Source organism: Algibacter mikhailovii (assembly GCF_014651495.1).
Lineage (GTDB): Bacteria > Bacteroidota > Bacteroidia > Flavobacteriales > Flavobacteriaceae > Algibacter_E > Algibacter_E mikhailovii.
Genome location: NZ_BMWZ01000004.1, coordinates 246,195 through 266,540 on the forward strand (window position 1 = coordinate 246,195; position 20,346 = coordinate 266,540).

Here is a 20,346-nt window from a genome sequence, read left to right on the forward strand (position 1 = left end):
ACAGCTTTGCCTGAAAAATGGTTAATTATCGAAATTTTACCTTCTTTTTTAACAATTGGTCCTTTTTTATTGTGGAAAATTCATTCCTATAATTTATATTTGGTTGACCAAATTGGATTACCAATTTGGATTACCACTTAAACTAAACCAGGATGAAATTAAAAATTACTAAATCTAAACTTACTTTATTTGCAGGCCGACGTTTAAAAATGTACTTAGTCGCTTTATTTTTTATTGGACATTATTATGCCTTTTCACAAGATAAAATTTACAATATTGATGACCCTGAAGACCTCCGAAATGTGGAATACCAGCCTGGAGATCTTATTATTTTAAAGGACGGCATATACGATTCCGACGAACGTATGATTTTCCTTGGATCTGGAACGGCAGAGAAACCTGTTGTTTTTAGGTCTGAAACACCTGGAGGCGTTATTTTTACAGGAGGTCCTAGATTAACCATTGGTGGTGAATCTGAGAATGGTGTAAAAACCTCAACTGGTGAATATCTTGTTGTAGATGGTTTCCATTGGAAAGGTGGTTATGGTGCTAGTAATTTTATTGAATTCAGAAATGGAACTGATTTTGCACATCATAGCACCATTCAAAATTGTGTAATTGATGAATTGGCAGCAGAACCCAGCGAATTAGAAGAGGATTTAGCTGATGAACAGATTACAAAGCACAGATGGGTTGTATTATTCGGTACATACAACAGTGTTATTAATTGTTCATTCATGAATAAAACTACTGCTGGGGCCATTATTCTTGGTGAATATTCATATAATGCATTTCCTGATGGCGATGATGGCGTAAACAACAGTTGTGCTGTAGTCGGACATTCCATATTGAATAATTATTTCTTTAACTACGAAAAAATCACAGAATTATACCCTTATACTAAACCTAATGGTGATCCTTATTCAAATTCTGGAGATAGTGAAACCATTCGTATAGGTACTAGCTCGTATCAAATGGTAAATAGCAACGTTACCGTTAGTAATAACTATTTTGTTCAAGCTGATGGCGAAAATGAAATTATTACGAATAAAAGCAAAGGGAACACTTTTACAAACAATACGTTTAGAAGATGTAGAGGCTCTTTGGTGCTTAGGCATGGTTCATACGCCACCGTTGATGGGAATTATTTTTTAGGTGAAAATGTTGACGGTACAGGAGGAATTAGAATTACGGACAGTGAGCATACTATAACTAATAATTATATTCAAGATTGTATTACTGTTTTAGATAATGCCAAATGGAATAATGGCATCACTTTTATAGGCGGAAGTGCAGATGGTGATGTACCCTGCGCGTCAGATGATGGCTCGAGCGGATACCAAGAATCCAAGAATATTAATCTATCTAGAAATACTATTATTAACACAAATGCTCCATTATTTTACAATGAAGACAAAGGTTCAGATGACCCTACAGGGAATGTAACGGATAACCTTATTTATTTTGAAGATGGTAATCCTAACAAATCTGATGTCATTTCTGGAGACAGTGATACGGCTTATGCCAATCTAGGAACAGCCCTGACTTATACTGGTAATGTGTATACCGGCACGGTATTAGGAGAAACAGTTGTAGGTTTCTCTGAGGAATCAGGAATTACGGCGACTGCCAATGGTGAAATATTTTCATTCTCAGGTAGTGCTGCTACAAATAAAGGTGCTGACATGGGTGCTTACACACCAACTACAGACGCTATGGTTGGATATGGTATTGGTGCTTGTTTTTTAAATTTTGAAGGAACTAAAATTATTGATGGTGATTGTTCCATTGAAATACCAGAATCATTAATCGTTGGCACTATGCCAACACAAGGTTATGAAGCCTCAAGTGCTAACGTATCGGTTTATGCCAATGTAAGTTGGACTGCGAGTGCAAACGACTCTTGGATTAGTATTGATACCAATTCAGGATCTGGAGATGCCACAGTCTTGGTATCAGTTACGGAGAACCCTGGTTTAACCCCTAGAGAGGGCACTGTTACTTTTACGCAGGCTCCTGGAGGTGATGATATTGAAAGAGTATTAACTGTATCTCAAGAAGGCGCGCCACGCATGAATTTAATAAATACCGGAACAGCTGATGATCCTGTATCTGTATTTTTTGTTTCCAAAGAAAATACCTCTAAAAACGAAGTGGCAACGAACTCTTTAGACAAAAATATGACAACCGTTTGGACTGCTGATGATGGGGCCATTGTAGGTGGAGATTACAAAGGAGATGGCGAATATATAATTTATGACTTAGGGAGTAACTTCAATCTCGATTTTATACAATTTAATACGACAAATAAGGGTGATGCTTTTGGCTTTCAAATTTTAGTTTCAACAACAGGAACCGAAACAGGCGATTTTTCAGTGATCTTGCCAACTACAGGGGATTTATTATTAACAGCTACGGGAACCACCGAATTTAATCAATATGAAGTGGATGCTGAAGCACGTTACATAAAACTTATTGGTTATGGAAGATTTGATGGTACTGAACGAAAAAGTGCATGGAGTGCTATAGGGGAGATTGAATTTTTTGGAGATGCAACCTCACTTGCGGTGGAAGACAACGAACTGGCTAATCAGCTCAGCATGTACCCTAATCCTGTCAATGATTTTCTAACCATCAAAAGTAAATCAGTAAGTATTACATCGGTTACCATGCATAGCCTTGATGGTCGTCAAGTATTAGAACAAATTAATAGTACGCCAATCACTGAATTTTCACTAAATTTAGAGTCAGTATCCATTGGCGCTTATATAGTAACAATTAATAGTTCTAATAAGTTATCAATGACAAAAATGATTATTGTATCTAGATAAAAACTTAAAACCATAAATATGAATCCCATAACTAGAAGAGAATTCACTAAAAAATCCGCTCTAGCTATGGGGTTTTTACCTTTTGCAACTTTTGGCCAAAGTTTACTAAAACCTAAATTGGATACTAAGGGCTTATCAGTCCATGTATTTTCAAAACACTTACAATTTTTAAGCCCTCAAGACGCTGCCGAAAAAGCCGCAGAAATAGGTTTTCAAGGATTAGATTTGACAGTTCGCCCAAAAGGACATGTCCTACCAGAAGATGTTACGCAAACCCTACCACGAGCTATTGAAGACATCAAAAAAGGCGGCTCTTCCTGTTCTATGATAACTACAGCCATAACAGATGCTTCCAATAAAACAGATATTAATATAATCAAAACTGCCGCTAATCAAGGCGTTGCATATTACAGATCTAATTGGTTTAAATATAGAGACCAGCATGCAATGGAAGCTGATTTAGCGTTTTACCAACAAAAAATCAAAGCCTTAAGTCTTCTTAATAGCCAACATGGTATTGTAGGCTGCTATCAAAACCATGCAGGTCATTCGATTGGTGCGTCTATTTGGGAAATTAAAAAAATATTAGAATCAGCAAACTCTAAGTATTTCGGAACGCAATATGACATTAGACATGCGACTGTAGAAGGGGGCTTGTCTTGGGAGAACGGATTAAAACTTATACAATCATCAATAAAAACCATTGTCCTTAAAGATTTTAAATGGGGTCAAAAAAATGGTGTTTGGCATCCGGTTAATGTACCTATAGGTGAAGGTATGGTAGACTTTAAGACTTATTTTTCCATGCTTAAAGCGTATAACATAAATGTCCCTGTAAGCTTACATTTGGAATATGATTTAGGAGGGGCTGAAAAAGGAAAAACCTCCATTTCAATCGATAAAAAAAATGTTTATAAAGCCATGAAAAAAGATTTAGATACTGTACAACGGCTATGGGAAGAGGCTTAACAGTATAACACGCATTATCATTTTGTAAATAAGTCCTACCCCCATTAAACCAATTGAACTTTTTATAGTCCAAATGTTTATAAACACAATAATATACAAAAATGAAATCAATACATTTAAAATTAAGTATCGTATCCATTATCTTTTTGGCTTGCTCCTTCTCAATGTCCGCGCAAGAAAGGAAAGAACCAGACTTCGATAAAATGTTTAAAAGGCTTGACGCCAATAAAGATGGTTCCATTTCTTTAGAAGAATTTAAATCTGCCAAAAGAAAAAAAGAGGTACCTGCTGAAAGATTAGAAAAAAACTTCGCCCATTTAGATGCGGATGAAAATGGTATGGTGACTCGTGAAGAATTAGAAGAAGGTTGGAAAAAAGCGAAAAACAAAAAGAAGAAAAAGCAAGGCTAGTTTATCTAAACTATAAAAAACAAAGGCTCAAGTTAAAATCTTGAGCCTTTGTTTATGTATTTAATTCTTTTTAACCCTTATTTTTTAGCATTTTTAAATACATATTTTCAACCTTTGTTCGTGCCCAAGGTGTTCGTCTTAAAAACTTCAAACTAGATTTAACAGTGGGGTTATTAGTAAAACACTTTATATTAATGGTATAGCCCATATATTCCCAACCATAATGTGCCACAAGCTCATTAATAATTTGTTCTAGCTTAACACCATGCAAAGGATTATTTGGTTGTGACTCCATTTACCAAATCTTTTATTTTTGAGGCTTTTTCAAAATGATCCAACTTATGCTCCATAATCCACCATTGCGCCGCTTCCATTAACAACTCTGGATTGTCATTTTTATTCTTGAAAAACGCATAAAAAGAGACACCAACACCTTCCCCTTTCTGTTCGATCTTTTTATTACAAACTTCTATAATTTTATCTTTTATTACCTGTTGCATCAGCTATTAATTTCTTCTATCATTTCTTCCTCTAGAAGACCTAGACGCATTACTTCTAGATTTATTTTGTCCAGAGTTCCTAGAATTTCTAGAACTCCCTCCTTTTCTTGAATTATTTCTATTACGCCCCTGGCCTTGCTTAATAGGTGCCGTAGAAGCATTAGGATCGGGTTCAAAACCTTCAACAACCTCAACAGGAAGTTTGATTTCGATTAATTTTTGAATATCTCGTAAAAAAGTCGTCTCATCAGCACTTACCAATGATAGGGCTTCTCCTTTTGCTCCTGCTCTACCCGTTCTACCAATTCTATGCACATAATCCTCCGGTATATTAGGTAGTTCAAAATTTATCACGTGTGGTAACAGTGGGATATCTAATCCCCTTGCTGCTATATCTGTGGCTACTAATACCCGAACTCTACCACTTTTAAAACCCGATAGCGCCTTCGTTCTAGCACCCTGACTTTTGTTTCCATGAATGGCTGCTGCCGTAATTCCAGCTTTGCCCATTTTTTCACAAAGTTTGTTTGCGCCGTGCTTTGTTCTTGTAAAAACCAGGACTTGCTTCCAGTCACCTTCAGAAATCAATTTAATAATCAAGCCCGTTTTTAAACCTTTAGCTACTCTGTACACTTTTTGATTAATGGCATCAACAGTGGTGTTTTCAGGAGTTGCTTCCACTTGAACGGGATGATTTAAAATACCGTGAGCTAATTTTTTAATATCTTTTGAAAATGTTGCAGAAAACATCAAATTCTGACGTTTCTCCGGCATACTTTTAATAACCTTTTCGATATCTCTTAAAAAACCCATATCTAGCATACGATCTGCCTCATCTAAAACAAATATTTCAACTCGTTTTAATGATAATAGACCTTGATTTTGTAAATCTAATAAACGACCTGGCGTTGCTACTAAAATATCAACGCCTTGACGAATGGTTGCGGCCTGTGGTTTTTGGTTTACACCACCAAAAATAACGGCACTCCTTAAATTTAAAAACTCGCTATATTCTCTAACATTAGCATAAACTTGCGCTGCTAACTCACGTGTTGGCGTTAAGATTAAGGCTCGTATTGGTCTATATTTTTGCTTCGGATTTTCAGAAAGAAGGTGTAATAGCGGTAATGTAAAACCGGCTGTTTTTCCGGTTCCAGTTTGTGCAGACGCCAATACATCGTGTCCATATAACACCGGTGGAATGGCTTTCTGTTGAATTGGACTTGGGGTTGTATATCCTTTTTTGCTAATCGCTTTTAGCAGGGCCTCGGATAAGCCTAAAGAGTTAAATGACATATAAATTGTTTGAGATAGTCCGTAAAAGACTTGTTGAGATGACAATGCAATTCTTATATCACCCCTTTTTCTATTAAGCCGCAAATGTACGCTTATTTTATGGAGTGCCCCTTTTTATCTCATCCGCTTGATTTTATAACAAAAACAATCAGTAAACACACTTACTTTATACAACCTACCAAAAACACACAGGCCTTCTAATAAAAACAGATAACTTGTAAGCCATGGCCCCTGCTTAAGTTATTCAAATTCTCTTTTTTTTATTAATATACTTTACTCGCTTTTAAATTATAACTAACTTGGAATGGTAAATTTTAATAAAAAAAAGAAGTATTATGAAATGGCGTGGTAGAAGAAGAAGTTCAAACATTGATGACAGACGAGGGCAAAGCAGTCCCGGACGTGGATTAGGTGGTTTTAATCCTATGCTATTAGGCCCATTAATTAAGCTTTTGTTTTCAAAAACGGGATTAGTTATTGTTGGTATCTTTTTAGTTGTATCCTTTGCAACGGGTAATAATCCTTTGAATATCTTGGGTCAGTTCTTTACTGGCGGTGCACCGCTAACCGAATCCTCAACACCGTATCAGGGGTCTGAAAAAGAAAATGAATTGGCTGCCTTTAGTGCCACCATACTTGCAAATACAGAAGACGTATGGAATAGCCTTTTAAATAATTACCGCAACCCAACCTTAGTTCTTTTTACAGGTTCTGTGTCTTCGGCATGCGGCAATGCGTCAAGTGCCACTGGTCCTTTTTACTGTCCAGGAGATGAAAAACTCTATATCGATTTAAGCTTTTTTAATGACATGGAGCGCAAACTGAATGCTCCAGGTGATTTCGCTCAAGCCTATGTTATAGCTCATGAAGTAGGGCACCACATTCAAAAAATTATGGGAATTACAGATAAGATGAATAAATTACGTGGGCAAGTGAGTCAAACCGAATACAATAAGTATTCTGTTAAATTAGAACTTCAAGCCGATTTTCTTGCGGGGGTTTGGGCGCATCATTCACAACAAATGACCCAAATGATGGAAACCGGAGATTTAGAAGAAGCTTTAAATGCTGCCAATGCCATTGGAGATGACCGTTTACAAAAAAATGCATCAGGAAGAGTGGTGCCAGATTCATTTACCCATGGCACTTCTGAACAGCGCATGCGTTGGTTTAAGAAAGGGTTTGAAACAGGTGATATTTCACAAGGCGATACATTTAACACAACCAATCTGTAATGAAAGGAATTATTTTTAATTTCATTTATTAGTCAATCATAGCGTTCAAACAATTAGAGATATGGAATTCCACTAAGCTCAAACGATCTGAAACGACTGACTTATTAAGGATTAACTTTTAGATTTCAAACATTAAAATAATTCTTCTTCAGATTGTAGTAACACCTTAGGACAAACATACTATTATGACAGAAAACAGAGTTAATTCCATTGAAATCGACAAAGATGAGTTTCAAAAAATAGGACATCAACTAATTGATGATATTTCTGATTTTATTGCAAACATTAAGAATAAACCTTTAACACCCAACGAAAGTCCAAGTCAGTTGCAACATATATTAGGAAACACTCATTTACCTGAAAAAGGTATTCCTGCTAAAGAACTATTAACCAGAGCAACGGATCTATTACTTAATCATTCATTATTTAATGGGCATCCTAAATTTTTGGGATATATAACGTCGTCGGCCTCTCCTATTGGAGCTTTAGGGGATTTATTAGCAGCATCTATCAATCCAAACGTTGGTGCGCATATTTTAAGCCCTATGGCCACAGAGATTGAAAAACAAACCATTCAATGGTTGGCAGAATTTATCGGTGTTTCCACAGACTACGGCGGGTTACTAGTTAGCGGTGGAAATATGGCTAATTTTACAGCGTTTTTAGCTGCCAGGACAGCTAAATCACCTAAAAATATAAAGGAAAACGGCCTATCAAACACATCCAAAAAACTCACAGTGTATTGTTCTAAAACCACGCATACTTGGATTGAGAAAGCTGTAATTTTATTTGGTCTAGGCACCAAATCAATTCGTTGGATTCAAACGGATGCTTCAAATAGAATGGACAATGTAATTCTAGAAAAAACCATTAAAAAGGATCTGGACAATAATTGTCAACCTATAATGGTAATAGGAACTGCTGGAGATGTAAGTACTGGCGTTGTTGATAATCTCAAAGGAATTTCCGCCATTTGTAAAACATATGATTTATGGTTTCATATTGATGGAGCCTATGGTATTCCGGCTGCAATTATACCAAAATACAAAGACTTATTTGATGGCGCATCTGAAGCAGATTCCATTGCTCTTGATCCGCATAAATGGTTATACAGTCCTCTTGAAGCGGGTTGTACTTTGGTTAAAAACCCTCAGCATTTGATAGACACTTATAGCTCTCATCCTGAATATTATAACTTCACCACTAGTGAAGACGAAATTGCTCAAAATTTTTATGAATATGGGCTTCAAAACTCAAGGGGCTTTAGAGCTTTAAAGGTTTGGTTATCATTACAGCAAGTTGGCAAAAGTGGTTATCAAAAACTCATAAATGAAGACATTGAACTCTCAGAGTTATTGTTTAGACTCGCTAAAGAACATACTGAACTAGAGGCTATTTCTCAAAATTTAAGTATAACCACTTTTAGATATGTTCCAACAAAGGGTGAAAAGGACAAAGCATATTTAAACAAACTAAATGAACTATTATTGAATAAATTACAAACTGGTGGTGAGTTGTTTTTATCTAATGCTGTTATAAAAGAAATGTACGCCTTACGAGCTTGTGTCGTCAATTTTAGAACCACAAAGAAAGACATTGAAGAAATTATTAAAATAATAATTAGAGAAGGAAGAAAGACGCATTCAGAAATACTGGGGCAAAAATTTAAAAAATAACCCTTGTGAAAACCCAACCATAGTAAAACTGAAAGAATCCACGCGTTAGATTTCTTCTACCGCACTAATGATTCATAGACCCACTGATTACCTTTTTGTTTTTTATTTACTAAATTATAAGCTTAAACACTCAAATACGCCAAGCAAAGACCTATTTAATATATTTAAACCATGCCACGCGCAACTAACATACAGCAAGTCCTAGAGCAGCTTGACGCCATAATTGATGAGAGTATAGCTTCCAACAGTAGATTGGGACTATTTGCTTATATCTACAGACGGACAACGGCTGAGATTGCTTCAGAAATTGCTTTAGGTAATTTTGAGGATAATCAGCGCCTAGAAATTCTAGATGTGGCTTTTGCTAACATGTATCTGGATGCTTACCGAGACTTTAAAAATGGGCAAACGGTAAGCGCTGTTTGGGCTTATGCCTTTAGCCAAGCTACTGAACCACTAACCATTTTACAACACATCTTGTTAGGCATGAACGCACATATCAACCTAGACCTTGGTGTTTCTACCGCAAAAATCATGACTGGTCTTGAAATTAGTAACATTGAAGCCGATTTCAATAAGGTTAACGACATTCTTCAAAAAATAACTAACGAGTTACAAAGTCGACTTAGTAGGGTGTCACCCCTAATGTTTATTCTTGACGTCATTGGCAGGAACAAAGATGAACAGATTATTGATTTTAGCATGAGAAAAGCACGAGAGCAATCTTGGAATTCAGCAAATCTCATTTGGTCATTAGGCGAAGGTCATGAAGAAGAAGCGATTCATAAAATAGACCATGTTGTTCTTCAGCTGAGCAAACTTATACAAGCTCCTAATTCACGAATAATTACGTTTTTATTGCGACTCATGCAAAAATTTGAAACTAAAGATGTGCGCACCATTATTTCTAAATTAAAGGCAGATTAGTTTTGATAGTTCAAGGTCCATGATACGGTAATAGGCTCAGAAAAGTTATCCAGTTTTGATGATACCTTTACCAGCGAAGACATGGCACCAACAGGAGAAGCATATTTAGTACTCATCTCAAGAGGTTCTACAGTAATGTTTTGATAACCCTTAGTTTCAAAGGATTGAACAACGCCATCACCATAATTTACAGTATTGCCATTAACAACCCCATCCGTAGAGAAACCGGCAAACTCCATAGAAAGGGTAACATTCTTGAGTGGTTTATTAGGAGTAATATAATCCGTTCTGGTCATACTTCCAGAATCAAACACATAGGTTGTTTCCACAGAAATACGATTTTCGGGCTTTGGTATGCGTTCTCTCCAATACCCATCGGATAGTTTCACCCTATCAAGTTCAACCTGCTTAATCCGAACGATAAGCTTTGATCCTTCTTCTTCTGTCCTGATAGATTTAAAAAACGAGAGCGGCTCAACTACAACACCATCTTCTAAGGTTAACTGCGGAAGCAATTGTGGGTATCTCCTAAAGGGACTACCTTGAACCATATCTATGGAATATGGAATAGGGAAATATGAATTAATTTCATGAAACCCCTTTCCCCCTCCTACCATAGGAAGTTCGATTACCTGATTATTGTCTCGAATTGTTAAGTGTGCTCGTTCATACTTACCCTTTGCAAACCACGTGAAATTATATCTAGGTAGGGTCATTAACCATGAGCTAAACTCAGAACCAGGGCGTTTGCTCGTATATCCAAGTTGTTTCCAAAAATTATAACTTGAAAGATGTTGATGAATTAAACTCAAATTTTCATCAAGAATGCGAGATTTGTTGCGATAGGGATCTGTTAGACGTCCATTTTCCCAAAAATTTATGGATTGCATTTCTGAGTCGTACCAAAAATTCATCAGTCGTTCGGTCACTTTAGTCTGAAACGCGTATCCTGCCTCCATTTCTTCTACCGAAAGAATCCCCATCATAGCTGCCGTTGATAAAATTTCTCCAAAAATTCCATCGCCATAAGGCCCAATGCTTCTACCGTATTGCAAACCTGCCCCGGTTTGATTCATAAGTGGCAAAATAAAATCTACTGATTTACGCATGCGTTCATTGAGCATTTTAGGAACCTCAGCATTTGTATCCAGAAATCTAGCACACAGTTCAGCAATCAGTACGATACTATAGCGATCAAAACGTCCTTCACCCTCTGTTTCATCAGAAAACCCATATACCCCTGAATGCTCATCAATATGACTGAGCATTATTTCTAGCAACTTATTACTCCCAGCTTCAGTTTCCCAGCCCATAAGAAACCGCAGCCGGGCAATAGAAAAGGCAACGCCATAATAGTTTGTAGGCACACCTTCTTGCAGTTTATATTCGGGAATGGATACAAATTTCCGCCAGTCCAATTTAACTTTCAATATCTCAAGTGTATCCTTATCCAACACCTGGTCTAACAAACCCGCCTCTTGCAAACGGTAAATAGCCAACATATAATAATATGCACCCCACTTGACATTATCCATATCTAAAGTCATTTTAGCCAGATCGTTGTAACTGTGTATATATGTATCAAACTCTGGGGCAGTTTTTGGTGTAGCTAAAATAAGGTATGAAAACCCTAAGGCTATTTTTCCAGGCAGAAAATTATGAGGCTTATCAAATGTTCTTACACCGTCTAACTCAAAGTCCAATCGTTCGTTATCTAGCTTATGAATCAATGCCCTTAGATGAGGTAAGACCGTCTGTTCAACTATATCATCCATAGATCGAATTTCTGACTCTTGGCCTTGGACAAGCATTGGAATTACTAGGCATATAAAGAGAAAACATTGTAGCAATCTGTTGTTATTTTTAAAAATCATCATATTTCAATTTTTATTCTACAAGTAAGGACGGGAACAAGTACCGTACATAATATTTTGTAATTCCTAAAGTTTAATTTATCATCTTAATACTATTATTTTCCAAAACACTAAGATAGCTATATCACAATGAATCGTCATGTTCTAAAAGAAACTCATATTAATTTGATAGTATTATAAGTAGGGTAATGTCAAACGTATTTTAAGACCAATTTAATCGTGTTCCAATCTATCATTATATCCCCAATCGGTCAAATTCCTTTTAATCGTTATGCATTAAAATAAAACCACCTTATATTCATATCCTAAACAAACCTTTTACAAAAACGCACTATACTGCATCACTCTAAAATCAAAGGTGTTGAAACCAGGAATACTAGCCTTTAGCTGTTTGTAAAGAGGTAATCTACTAATAGAAATATTAGCAGCTCCAGAGCTTGAGGTTAAAGAAACCGTTCTAATTTTTCTAGGCGATTTATAATTTTCTGTGCGTTTGTTTGGCAAAAGAAATTCATGTATTCGCGGTACTTCATTTGAAATCAATTTCAATTTCAGATTATGATCTTTCAAATGTTTTCTAAAAAAATATTCAGGTCCGTTTTTACTATTACCACCAGTAAACAATAAGGTTTCTATTTTGGGGTACGCTTTTAAATAAGAAATAATATCTCGGAGTTTAATGTTTTTCATCCCCAAATCAGAAGCATCTATTTTATCCCGTTCACAGCTAGCAACGATATCACAAACGCCAATCTTATTTTTAATTAGAAACTGTTTGCGCTCTTCAATAGCTTCTTGAGAATTATTATATCTCAAATTCAAATTATAAATTTCATCAATAAATAACCACAGCGAATTGTAATAACTGCCGTAACAAAAATCTACATCTTTTTCTAATAATGCACCCGTTGAAAATCTCGGAGGTGGCAGCGTACCCACTATTAATTTTGTGGTATCTGTTTTTATAAAAGGCTTATATGGATGAATGTGCTTGAACATTATAAGTACCAAAATACAAGCATTTTATTAAATACAATCCAAATGCCTCATGAATTATAAGCTTTCAAAAAACAAAGTATCTTATGGTAGTATATTCCTGAAAGAGCTAATACGAAAGCACAAGCTTCCTTTGACTACATTAAGTCATAACACCCCAGCTATGAACTCAATGAAAAACAGGAAAAAAAAAAGAGCTTCAATTATGAAGCTCTTTTTTATCTTTTTATTTATCTGGTATATTACAGTTTCATTGTCACACCAATACCGCCTGTTGCACCTTGAGTACTGGCGCCTCCAAGCTCTAAATATACACCCCATTTGTCATTCCAAAACCATCGTCCACCAACATGGAGACCAATATCAAATCCGCTACTGGTATTACCACTTCCACTATAAATGGCATAACCTGCACCTACACCACCATATACATCCCAAGCCTCAGCAGTTAAATCAAATAAATTATCAAAATAATAATTTCCTTTCACATTTAATGTTATCCAATCAAAGTCTAAACTGGTTGAAGCCCCAGGTGCGATAGTAATATCTTTGTGCACAGGTATTTCGTAATTAACACCTATTAACCCAATATTCAACTCGCTTCTGGCTTGACCAAAAACATTGACTGTAAAACAAGTAATAAAACATACTACTAATAAAAAAGTTTTGTTCATAATTATAAAGTTTATTCTGGTTGTTAGTTTAACGAATGTACAATATAATTTTATCTTCCCAAATTGTTTTTGGTGTAATTGTGTATAAAAATGTTGCATTTAAACCTATAGGTTTCAATTCCAAAAAACTTATCTTTTTGTAGCCTTTAAGGTAAAAATTAATGGATATAATTTATCCTTGGTTTCATACATTCCAGATTCAGTTTGAACTAAATTTGGTAATACATCATAAGGGCTTTCATGAAACTCCTTTAAATACTCAATTTGTAGACCGGCGTTAGTTAATGCAGAAACGACTTCCCCCAAACCATGATTCCAAGCATATTCTTTACTTATCATAGCGGCATTTTCATTGGCATAGGTACCTTCGTACTCCTCATAAATAACTTCGTCTTGCATGTAGCCATATTTCATTTTCAAGGAATCTTCTAAATAATCAAACATCCAAACTATTGGATGAAATTCTGCCATAAAAAAGGTACCTCCTTTTTTTAAGCGTTCTGCAATCATTTGACCCCAAGGTTTTAAATCTGGCAACCAACCTATAACACCATAACTGGTATACACAATATCAAATGTGTCGCTAATAAAACTTGAAGTATCTAAAACATTACAGCATACAAATTCTGCGTCTAATTTCAATTCGTCGTTGAGACGCCTTGCCAAATTAACACCCTCATCACTCAAATCCACGCCAACACATTGGGCTCCCATTCTACTCCAACTAAGCGTATCTTGACCAAAATGACACTGTAAATGTAATAATGATTTCCCAGTTACATTGCCAAGCGCTTCTAACTCATAGGTCTGTAATGATGAGGCTCCATTTTTAAAAGCTTGCATATTATACATATCACTTTTCGCATGTATTTTAACTTTGGAATTCCAAGTGGCTTTATTAGTTTCGAAATATTTTTTATTGGTAGTCATGCTCAAGTTATATCTTTACAAAAAAACTAAGTTATGAAAATTCTATTTTACACTATTTTGGCTTTTGCTCTTGTAACAAATTGTAAAGAAACCCAAAAATCACCTGTTAGTTCAAATACCCAACCCGAGCTATCCATAGCACAAAAAATAGCGAATGCCCATGGTTTTAAGAATTGGAAGCATGTTTCAGAAATACAGTTTACGTTTAATAATAACCGCCATTGGTCATGGTCTCCAAAATCTGATACGGTTACACTCCGTACAGAAAAAGACAGCCTTAGTTACAACAGAAAAACGATAGATAGCATTTCACTCAAGGCAGATAGAGCTTTTATAAATGATAAATTTTGGTTACTAATTCCCTTTCAGTTAGTTTGGGATAAAAGTGCTACAATTACTCAGCCAGAAAAAGAGCAAGCTCCAATAAGCAAGTTGACTTTGAATAAAATTACCCTAACCTACCCTACAGAAGGTGGCTATACACCAGGTGATGCTTATGACATTTACTATGCAGATGATTTTATTATAAAAGAATGGGTGTTTAGGAAAGGAAATAAGGACAAGGCTTCACTAATGAACACTTTTGAAAATTATAAAAACTATAATGGGTTAATGTTAGCGAGTGATCATAAAAAAGAAGGTTCAGATTGGAATTTAACCTTAACGAATATTGCTGTTATTTTAGAATAATTAATTAATTTTTGTTTTAACGAAATCTTTTTAATACCCCAATACGTATATAAAATATAATATTTATTTTCCGCGTCATGCGTCTATATATATCAAAGCGCTTAAATCAATGGTTTAAGCGCTTTGTCTTTTTATTCTAGCCTTTAAATGCTACTTCCACATGAGCTCCATCACAGTAGGGCTTATTTTTAGAAGCACCACATCTGCAGAAGGCCGTTGTTTTATTTTTTGTTTCAGAAGATCCGTCCTTAGCAACAACTTGGAGTGTACCATAAACTAATAAAGGCCCGTTCTCTAATACCTCTACTTTAGTCTCTAAGGTTTCTGCTGTTTTATCCTCTTTAGCATTCATATAGAATCTAAGTGCGCCGGAAGGACATTGTTTAACCTGATCAATAATAGTTTCCGTTTTTGAGGCATCTATTTTAATCCAAGGTCTTAATTTTGGTCGAAATACTTCGGGCAACCCTTTGGCACAAATAGCCGAATGAATGCATCTTTCAGCTTCCCACACTACAGTGGTCTCTCCGTTCGAATATTCCCTTATTTTACTCATAGCTTTAAGTTTTTACTAAATATACGAAAAATCAAAGGAATGAAATGGAAGTATTTCTAGCGTGTTTTCTAAAGTTTTAATCCTTATTTTTGTTAGAAACCTTAAAAACCCAAGCCATTGTCCGATTATAAATTAGGGGTTGCTTACGCCTTAGAACAAGATCAAAAAGACGACTTGAAGGCCTACAGACAGCAATTTCATATACCAAAAGATGCAGCAGGTAATAATTGGATTTATATGACAGGAAATTCGTTAGGACTGCAACCTAAATCCACAAAGTCTTATATCAATGAAGAACTCGAAGATTGGGCGAATTTGGGTGTTGAAGGTCATACTCAAGGCAAAACACCTTGGTTATCCTACCATGAACTTCTCACTGATAAAATGGCTCAAATAGTAGGGGCAAAATCTCAAGAAGTCATTGTTATGAATACCCTAACGGCCAACCTGCATTTTATGATGGTTTCTTTTTATAAGCCATCTAAAACACGCTTTAAAATAGTAATCGAGAGTGACGCCTTCCCTTCTGATAAGTATGCCGTACAATCCCAATTACGTCATCATGGTTTTGATGATAATGAAGGCCTTGTTTTATGGAAATCAAGACGAGGTGAAGTCCTCTTAAGACACGAAGATTTAGAAACTATTCTTGAAGAGCAAGGCGACGAAATTGCACTTATTTTAATTGGTGGAGTTAACTATTACACAGGGCAGTTTCTTGACTTAAAACGCATCACTCAGCTTGGTCATAAATACAATTGTGTTGTAGGCTTTGATTGTGCTCATGGGGCAGGTAATGTTGCTCTAAATCTTCATGACTCCGGTGCCGATTTTGCGGTATGGTGTACTTATAAATATTTAAATGCGGGCCCCGGTAGTTTAGGCGGTTGTTTTGTTCACGAACGCCATGCCCATAAAAAGGATTTAAATCGTTTTACTGGATGGTGGAGTCACAATAAACAAACACGCTTTAATATGCGGGATGAATTTGACCAGTTACCTGGTGCTGAAGGTTGGCAACTCAGTAACCCACCTATACTATCGATGGCGGCGATAAAAGCCTCTCTTGACATGTTTCATGAGGTTGGTATGTCTAAATTGATTACTAAGTCAAATAAGTTAACTGGGTATTTAGAATTTCTACTCAAGCAACTCGGAGAAAACACAATACGAATAATTACCCCATACAACACAAATGAGCGGGGGTGCCAACTATCTATTCAAGTAAAAAACGCCAATAAAGCTTTACATGATAAACTTACAAATGAAGGCGTAATTAGCGACTGGAGAGCGCCTGATGTTATTCGTTGTGCTCCCGTTCCCTTATACAACTCTTTTACAGATGTGTACCATCTTGTTGAAAAACTAAAATCAATTTTAAATGAACAATAAACAGAACGTACTCATTATTGGAGCAGGACTTTGTGGGAGTCTTTTGGCGCTGCGCTTAGGTCAAAGAGGATTTAACGTTTCTGTATATGAAAAGCGACCTGATTTACGCAAGGTTGAAATCAGTGCTGGACGATCTATAAATTTAGCTTTTTCTGATCGTGGCTATAAGGCTATAAAGCTGGTAGGTCTGGAAAAACAAGTAAAACAACTCTGCATACCTATGCATGGCCGCATGATTCATGATGCACATGGTAATACCTTTCAATCCAATTACAGCGGCAGACCTCATGAATTTATTAATTCGATTTCTCGTGGCGATTTAAATGCTTTACTTTTGAATGAAGCTGAAAAACATGAAAATGTCAGCATCTATTTTGACCAAGCATGTCAGTCCGTCGATTTTGAAAAAACAACAGCCCTATTCAAAGATTATAAATCACAGGATGTGTTTGTAGAAGATGCTGATATTATTATCGGTACGGATGGCGCAGGATCAGTTTTGCGAAAAAGTTACTATTTAGCTAAAAAATTTCTATTCAGTTTTTCCCAAAACTATTTAACGCATGGCTATAAAGAATTATGTATTCTTTCAAAAGAAAATGGTGATTTTAGATTACACAAAAACGCATTGCATATATGGCCTCGCGGAAGTTTTATGCTCATTGCATTACCCAATTTAGACGGTAGTTTCACCGTGACCCTATTTTTAAGCTATGATGAGGGGCAATACAACTTTAATAATCTTACAAAAGAAGCTGTAGTATTAGAGTTTTTTAAAAACGAATTTCCGGACGCTTTAGCCTTAATGCCAAATCTATTGGATGACTTTTTTAAAAACCCTACGGCACCATTGGGCACCATAAAATGTGCGCCTTGGCACTACAAAGGAAACACCCTTTTAATGGGTGATGCCGCACATGCTATTGTACCGTTTTACGGACAAGGTATGAATGCATCATTTGAAGATGTTATAGAATTTGACAAGGTTTTGGATATGAAACTTAAAAATTGGGAAGAGATATGCAAGACCTATGCTCGAGGTAGAAAAAAAGATACAGATGCTATTGCTGATTTGGCTATCGATAATTTCCACGAAATGAAGGACCATGTAGCCAACCCCATATTTCAAGAAAAGCGTAAGTTAGAAATGGCCTTAGAAAAGGCGTTTCCAAACGCCTATGTCTCTAAATATTCAATGGTTACGTTTAATGAAGACATGGGCTATCGAGAAGCCATGCTAAAAGGACGGGCACAGGATAAAGCTATTTTAAACCTATTACATAGTGGCCGTATACAGTTACAAGATGACTTAAAACGTACTTTAGAAATAATAAATCAAGAAACTCAAGCTATTCTGGCAGATAATGAAATTGCCGGTTTTAAAAGTACCTAAGAAACTCCTATATAGATCCTTATGCATAAAATAACAGACAATATTTATATTTCATCAAATTTTAATGACATGAATTTAGAGCGCATTCATGACTTTATTAAACATTCATATTGGGGCCTATCAAGAACCTTTGAAGAGCAAAAAAAAGCTTCAGAAAACACCATTAACTTTGGTTTATTTAAAAACAATCAACAAATAGCTTATGCTAGGGTTATGACAGACAAAGTATTTTTTGCTTATCTTTTGGATGTTTTTGTCGTAGCTAGCGAACAAAAAAATGGCTATGCTAAATTACTGATAAATCACATTATGACATTCCCTGAACTACAAGCGGTTAAAAAATGGATGCTTACCACAAAGGATGCTCATACACTTTATTCTAAATTTGGCTTTACAGCGATTAAAAGTCCAGAAAATCTGATGGAAAAACTAAACCCCCAAGCTAACAAAACACACTAATAATTATGGATTTAAAACTCAATAACAAAAATGCATTAGTATGCGGAAGCACTCAAGGTATAGGAAAGGCAACGGCATTAGCCCTAGCCGAAGAAGGCGTAAACATTACCCTTGTTGCTAGAAATAGAGAAAAGCTTAAAGCTGTTTTAGCCGAATTGCCAAAACATGGCAACCACAATTATATTGTTGCCGACTTTTCAAACCCCAGAGAATTGCATGAGCAAGTCCTTAATTTTATAGAAAAAGAGCATGGGTTTCATATCCTAGTCAACAATACCGGCGGCCCAAGACCGGGTAATATTTTAAATGCCTCATTATCTGAATTTGAAAATGCTTTTAATCAACATATAAAATGTAACCATTTATTAGCACAGGCTACTGTACCTTTTATGAAAGAAGTTGGTTTTGGCCGAATTATTAATATAGTTTCTACGTCTGTTAAGGAGCCTCTTGAAGGTCTTGGTGTGAGCAATACTATTAGAGGTGCGGTTGGCAATTGGAGTAAAACCCTATCCTTTGAATTGGCTCAATTTGGCATTACAGTAAATAACGTATTACCGGGTTTTACAGCAACAGAGCGCCTCACCGAAATTATAAAAATAAAAGCAGATTTTGAAGAAACTTCGGCTGAGGAAATGACAGAAATAATGAAAAATTACACTCCAATTAAACGCTTTGCTACCCCTGAAGAATTAGCCAACGTACTGGTGTTTTTAGCAAGCGAATCGGCCGCATATGTAAATGGCACAAGTATACCTGTTGATGGTGGCCGAACAAAATGTATCTAAATAAAATATAAGAAATGCATAGGAAATGAGCGCGTTTCTTTTATTTTTTTACTTAATTTTAGAAACACAATCTGCGTGAATGATTATAGTCAGCTTAAGTTTAGCTTGACAATAGGATTCAGAGGGGGCAGAAAAAAAAACAAAGAGCATGAGTCATTTAACATCACCCATAAATTTTAAAGCTTGGATTGAAGAAAACAGGCATTTACTAAAGCCCCCTGTTGGGAATAAAGTAGTATGGAAAGATGGTGATTTTATCGTCATGGTTGTTGGTGGGCCTAATAATAGAAAAGATTATCACTATAACGAAACTCCAGAGTTTTTTTATCAAGTTGAAGGAGATATTGTTTTAAAAATAATTGACAACGGCACGCCTAAAGATGTACATATAAAGGAGGGCGATATTTATTTATTACCTCCAAAAGTACCACACTCTCCGCAACGTGGCCCTAACACCGTTGGATTGGTTATAGAATATAAAAGACCGGAAGGCATGCGTGATGCCTTACTTTGGTTTTGTGAACACTGTGTTACTAAACTCTATGAAGAGGATTTTACCTTAGAGAATATTGAAACCGATATGCCCAAAATTTTTGACACCTATTACAGCGATAAGAACAAACGAAGCTGCCCCAATTGTGGAGAAATCATGGAACCACCTAAAAAAGTAAAAATAGATTAAAATAAAAAACGTCATTTCGAGGAAGTTATGACGAAGTAATCTTTTAATAATAAACAAATTGCCACGGC

Annotated in this window: 20 protein-coding genes; 12 read left to right on the forward strand and 8 right to left on the reverse strand. The window is 35.9% G+C overall.

Features of this window, described 5'->3' with window-relative positions:
• Nucleotides 1–152 precede the first annotated feature (152 nt).
• The 3 genes from IE051_RS09795 (at nt 153) to IE051_RS09805 (ending at nt 4,210) form a co-directional block, all read left to right on the forward strand.
• Nucleotides 153–2,831 carry a chondroitinase-B domain-containing protein gene (locus IE051_RS09795; protein WP_189360600.1) on the forward strand — a complete coding sequence of 893 codons (2,679 nt, stop codon included), beginning with the start codon at nt 153–155 and terminating at the stop codon, nt 2,829–2,831.
• Nucleotides 2,832–2,849: 18 nt separating this feature from the next.
• On the forward strand, nt 2,850–3,800 hold the full coding sequence (locus tag IE051_RS09800; protein ID WP_189360601.1) for a sugar phosphate isomerase/epimerase family protein: 951 nt from the start codon (nt 2,850–2,852) through the stop codon (nt 3,798–3,800).
• 101 nt (nt 3,801–3,901) lie between these two features.
• Nucleotides 3,902–4,210 (forward strand): EF-hand domain-containing protein, encoded by a 309-nt coding sequence (locus IE051_RS09805; protein ID WP_189360602.1) that lies wholly within the window; start codon nt 3,902–3,904, stop codon nt 4,208–4,210.
• Nucleotides 4,211–4,280: 70 nt separating this feature from the next.
• Here IE051_RS09805 and IE051_RS09810 read toward each other — a convergent pair whose 3' ends face one another.
• Genes IE051_RS09810 through IE051_RS09820 form a run of 3 tightly spaced genes read right to left on the reverse strand, consistent with a single transcriptional unit; the run spans nt 4,281 to nt 6,006 of the window.
• A complete protein-coding gene (locus tag IE051_RS09810; RefSeq protein ID WP_189360603.1) occupies nt 4,281–4,505 on the reverse strand; it encodes a VF530 family protein in 225 nt (74 codons plus the stop codon).
• Nucleotides 4,486–4,710 carry a DUF6500 family protein gene (locus tag IE051_RS09815; RefSeq protein WP_189360604.1) on the reverse strand — a complete coding sequence of 75 codons (225 nt, stop codon included), beginning with the start codon at nt 4,708–4,710 and terminating at the stop codon, nt 4,486–4,488. Before IE051_RS09815 ends, IE051_RS09810 begins: the two co-directional genes overlap by 20 nt.
• 6 nt (nt 4,711–4,716) lie before the next feature.
• Nucleotides 4,717–6,006, reverse strand: a complete 1,290-nt coding sequence (locus IE051_RS09820) for a DEAD/DEAH box helicase (protein WP_189360605.1) — start codon at nt 6,004–6,006, stop codon at nt 4,717–4,719.
• Nucleotides 6,007–6,341: 335 nt separating this feature from the next.
• Between IE051_RS09820 and ypfJ the strand changes: the two genes are divergently transcribed.
• The 3 genes from ypfJ (at nt 6,342) to IE051_RS09835 (ending at nt 9,844) form a co-directional block, all read left to right on the forward strand.
• Nucleotides 6,342–7,241, forward strand: a complete 900-nt coding sequence (ypfJ, locus tag IE051_RS09825; protein WP_189360606.1) for a KPN_02809 family neutral zinc metallopeptidase — start codon at nt 6,342–6,344, stop codon at nt 7,239–7,241.
• A gap of 185 nt (nt 7,242–7,426) precedes the next feature.
• The gene (locus IE051_RS09830) at nt 7,427–8,917 is read left to right on the forward strand and encodes a pyridoxal phosphate-dependent decarboxylase family protein (RefSeq protein ID WP_189360607.1); all 1,491 of its coding nucleotides are present in this window, start codon (nt 7,427–7,429) and stop codon (nt 8,915–8,917) included.
• A gap of 171 nt (nt 8,918–9,088) precedes the next feature.
• Nucleotides 9,089–9,844: a DUF5995 family protein gene (locus tag IE051_RS09835; RefSeq protein WP_189360608.1), complete on the forward strand. Its 756-nt coding sequence runs from the start codon at nt 9,089–9,091 to the stop codon at nt 9,842–9,844.
• Here IE051_RS09835 and IE051_RS09840 read toward each other — a convergent pair.
• The 4 genes from IE051_RS09840 to IE051_RS09855 all read right to left on the reverse strand — a co-directional run bounded on the left by IE051_RS09840 (nt 9,841) and on the right by IE051_RS09855 (nt 14,318).
• Nucleotides 9,841–11,619 carry a hypothetical protein gene (locus IE051_RS09840; protein ID WP_189360609.1) on the reverse strand — a complete coding sequence of 593 codons (1,779 nt, stop codon included), beginning with the start codon at nt 11,617–11,619 and terminating at the stop codon, nt 9,841–9,843. The genes IE051_RS09835 and IE051_RS09840 overlap by 4 nt on opposite strands.
• Nucleotides 11,620–12,036: 417 nt before the next feature.
• Nucleotides 12,037–12,717 (reverse strand): uracil-DNA glycosylase family protein, encoded by a 681-nt coding sequence (locus tag IE051_RS09845; RefSeq protein WP_189360864.1) that lies wholly within the window; start codon nt 12,715–12,717, stop codon nt 12,037–12,039.
• A 239-nt stretch (nt 12,718–12,956) separates the two neighbouring features.
• Nucleotides 12,957–13,388 carry a hypothetical protein gene (locus IE051_RS09850; RefSeq protein ID WP_189360610.1) on the reverse strand — a complete coding sequence of 144 codons (432 nt, stop codon included), beginning with the start codon at nt 13,386–13,388 and terminating at the stop codon, nt 12,957–12,959.
• 129 nt (nt 13,389–13,517) lie between these two features.
• Nucleotides 13,518–14,318: a class I SAM-dependent methyltransferase gene (locus IE051_RS09855; protein ID WP_189360611.1), complete on the reverse strand. Its 801-nt coding sequence runs from the start codon at nt 14,316–14,318 to the stop codon at nt 13,518–13,520.
• 33 nt (nt 14,319–14,351) lie between these two features.
• Between IE051_RS09855 and IE051_RS09860 the strand changes: the two genes are divergently transcribed.
• Nucleotides 14,352–15,008, forward strand: coding sequence for a hypothetical protein (locus IE051_RS09860; protein WP_189360612.1), 657 nt, complete (start codon nt 14,352–14,354; stop codon nt 15,006–15,008).
• A 136-nt stretch (nt 15,009–15,144) separates the two neighbouring features.
• On the opposite strand, the gene IE051_RS09865 is transcribed toward IE051_RS09860, so the two are convergent.
• A complete protein-coding gene (locus IE051_RS09865) occupies nt 15,145–15,564 on the reverse strand; it encodes a (4Fe-4S)-binding protein (RefSeq protein ID WP_189360613.1) in 420 nt (139 codons plus the stop codon).
• Nucleotides 15,565–15,681: 117 nt separating this feature from the next.
• On the opposite strand from IE051_RS09865, the gene kynU reads away from it, so the two are divergent.
• The 5 genes from kynU (at nt 15,682) to IE051_RS09890 (ending at nt 20,278) form a co-directional block, all read left to right on the forward strand.
• Nucleotides 15,682–16,956: a kynureninase gene (gene kynU, locus IE051_RS09870; protein ID WP_189360614.1), complete on the forward strand. Its 1,275-nt coding sequence runs from the start codon at nt 15,682–15,684 to the stop codon at nt 16,954–16,956.
• Complete coding sequence (locus IE051_RS09875; protein ID WP_189360615.1) at nt 16,946–18,349, forward strand: FAD-dependent oxidoreductase; 1,404 nt, start codon at nt 16,946–16,948, stop codon at nt 18,347–18,349. The genes kynU and IE051_RS09875 overlap by 11 nt, the downstream gene beginning before the upstream one ends.
• Nucleotides 18,350–18,370: 21 nt before the next feature.
• Nucleotides 18,371–18,808, forward strand: coding sequence for a GNAT family N-acetyltransferase (locus IE051_RS09880; protein ID WP_189360616.1), 438 nt, complete (start codon nt 18,371–18,373; stop codon nt 18,806–18,808).
• 5 nt (nt 18,809–18,813) lie between these two features.
• Nucleotides 18,814–19,596: an SDR family oxidoreductase gene (locus IE051_RS09885; protein WP_189360617.1), complete on the forward strand. Its 783-nt coding sequence runs from the start codon at nt 18,814–18,816 to the stop codon at nt 19,594–19,596.
• 148 nt (nt 19,597–19,744) lie between these two features.
• Complete coding sequence (locus IE051_RS09890; RefSeq protein ID WP_189360618.1) at nt 19,745–20,278, forward strand: 3-hydroxyanthranilate 3,4-dioxygenase; 534 nt, start codon at nt 19,745–19,747, stop codon at nt 20,276–20,278.
• Nucleotides 20,279–20,346 lie beyond the last annotated feature (68 nt).

Bases quoted from the DNA above. Each gene is read 5' to 3' on its own strand.
- IE051_RS09845 (WP_189360864.1), bottom strand. From the start codon at position 12,717: ATGTTCAAGCACATTCATCCATATAAGCCTTTTATAAAAACAGATACC.
- IE051_RS09830 (WP_189360607.1), top strand. From the start codon at position 7,427: ATGACAGAAAACAGAGTTAATTCCATTGAAATCGACAAAGATGAGTTT.
- IE051_RS09860 (WP_189360612.1), top strand. From the start codon at position 14,352: ATGAAAATTCTATTTTACACTATTTTGGCTTTTGCTCTTGTAACAAAT.
- IE051_RS09880 (WP_189360616.1), top strand. From the start codon at position 18,371: ATGCATAAAATAACAGACAATATTTATATTTCATCAAATTTTAATGAC.
- IE051_RS09820 (WP_189360605.1), bottom strand. From the start codon at position 6,006: ATGTCATTTAACTCTTTAGGCTTATCCGAGGCCCTGCTAAAAGCGATT.
- IE051_RS09865 (WP_189360613.1), bottom strand. From the start codon at position 15,564: ATGAGTAAAATAAGGGAATATTCGAACGGAGAGACCACTGTAGTGTGG.
- IE051_RS09795 (WP_189360600.1), top strand. From the start codon at position 153: ATGAAATTAAAAATTACTAAATCTAAACTTACTTTATTTGCAGGCCGA.
- IE051_RS09855 (WP_189360611.1), bottom strand. From the start codon at position 14,318: ATGACTACCAATAAAAAATATTTCGAAACTAATAAAGCCACTTGGAAT.
- IE051_RS09840 (WP_189360609.1), bottom strand. From the start codon at position 11,619: ATGGATGATATAGTTGAACAGACGGTCTTACCTCATCTAAGGGCATTG.
- IE051_RS09890 (WP_189360618.1), top strand. From the start codon at position 19,745: ATGAGTCATTTAACATCACCCATAAATTTTAAAGCTTGGATTGAAGAA.
- IE051_RS09850 (WP_189360610.1), bottom strand. From the start codon at position 13,388: ATGAACAAAACTTTTTTATTAGTAGTATGTTTTATTACTTGTTTTACA.
- IE051_RS09815 (WP_189360604.1), bottom strand. From the start codon at position 4,710: ATGCAACAGGTAATAAAAGATAAAATTATAGAAGTTTGTAATAAAAAG.
- IE051_RS09885 (WP_189360617.1), top strand. From the start codon at position 18,814: ATGGATTTAAAACTCAATAACAAAAATGCATTAGTATGCGGAAGCACT.
- IE051_RS09810 (WP_189360603.1), bottom strand. From the start codon at position 4,505: ATGGAGTCACAACCAAATAATCCTTTGCATGGTGTTAAGCTAGAACAA.
- IE051_RS09835 (WP_189360608.1), top strand. From the start codon at position 9,089: ATGCCACGCGCAACTAACATACAGCAAGTCCTAGAGCAGCTTGACGCC.
- IE051_RS09805 (WP_189360602.1), top strand. From the start codon at position 3,902: ATGAAATCAATACATTTAAAATTAAGTATCGTATCCATTATCTTTTTG.
- IE051_RS09800 (WP_189360601.1), top strand. From the start codon at position 2,850: ATGAATCCCATAACTAGAAGAGAATTCACTAAAAAATCCGCTCTAGCT.
- ypfJ (WP_189360606.1), top strand. From the start codon at position 6,342: ATGAAATGGCGTGGTAGAAGAAGAAGTTCAAACATTGATGACAGACGA.
- IE051_RS09875 (WP_189360615.1), top strand. From the start codon at position 16,946: ATGAACAATAAACAGAACGTACTCATTATTGGAGCAGGACTTTGTGGG.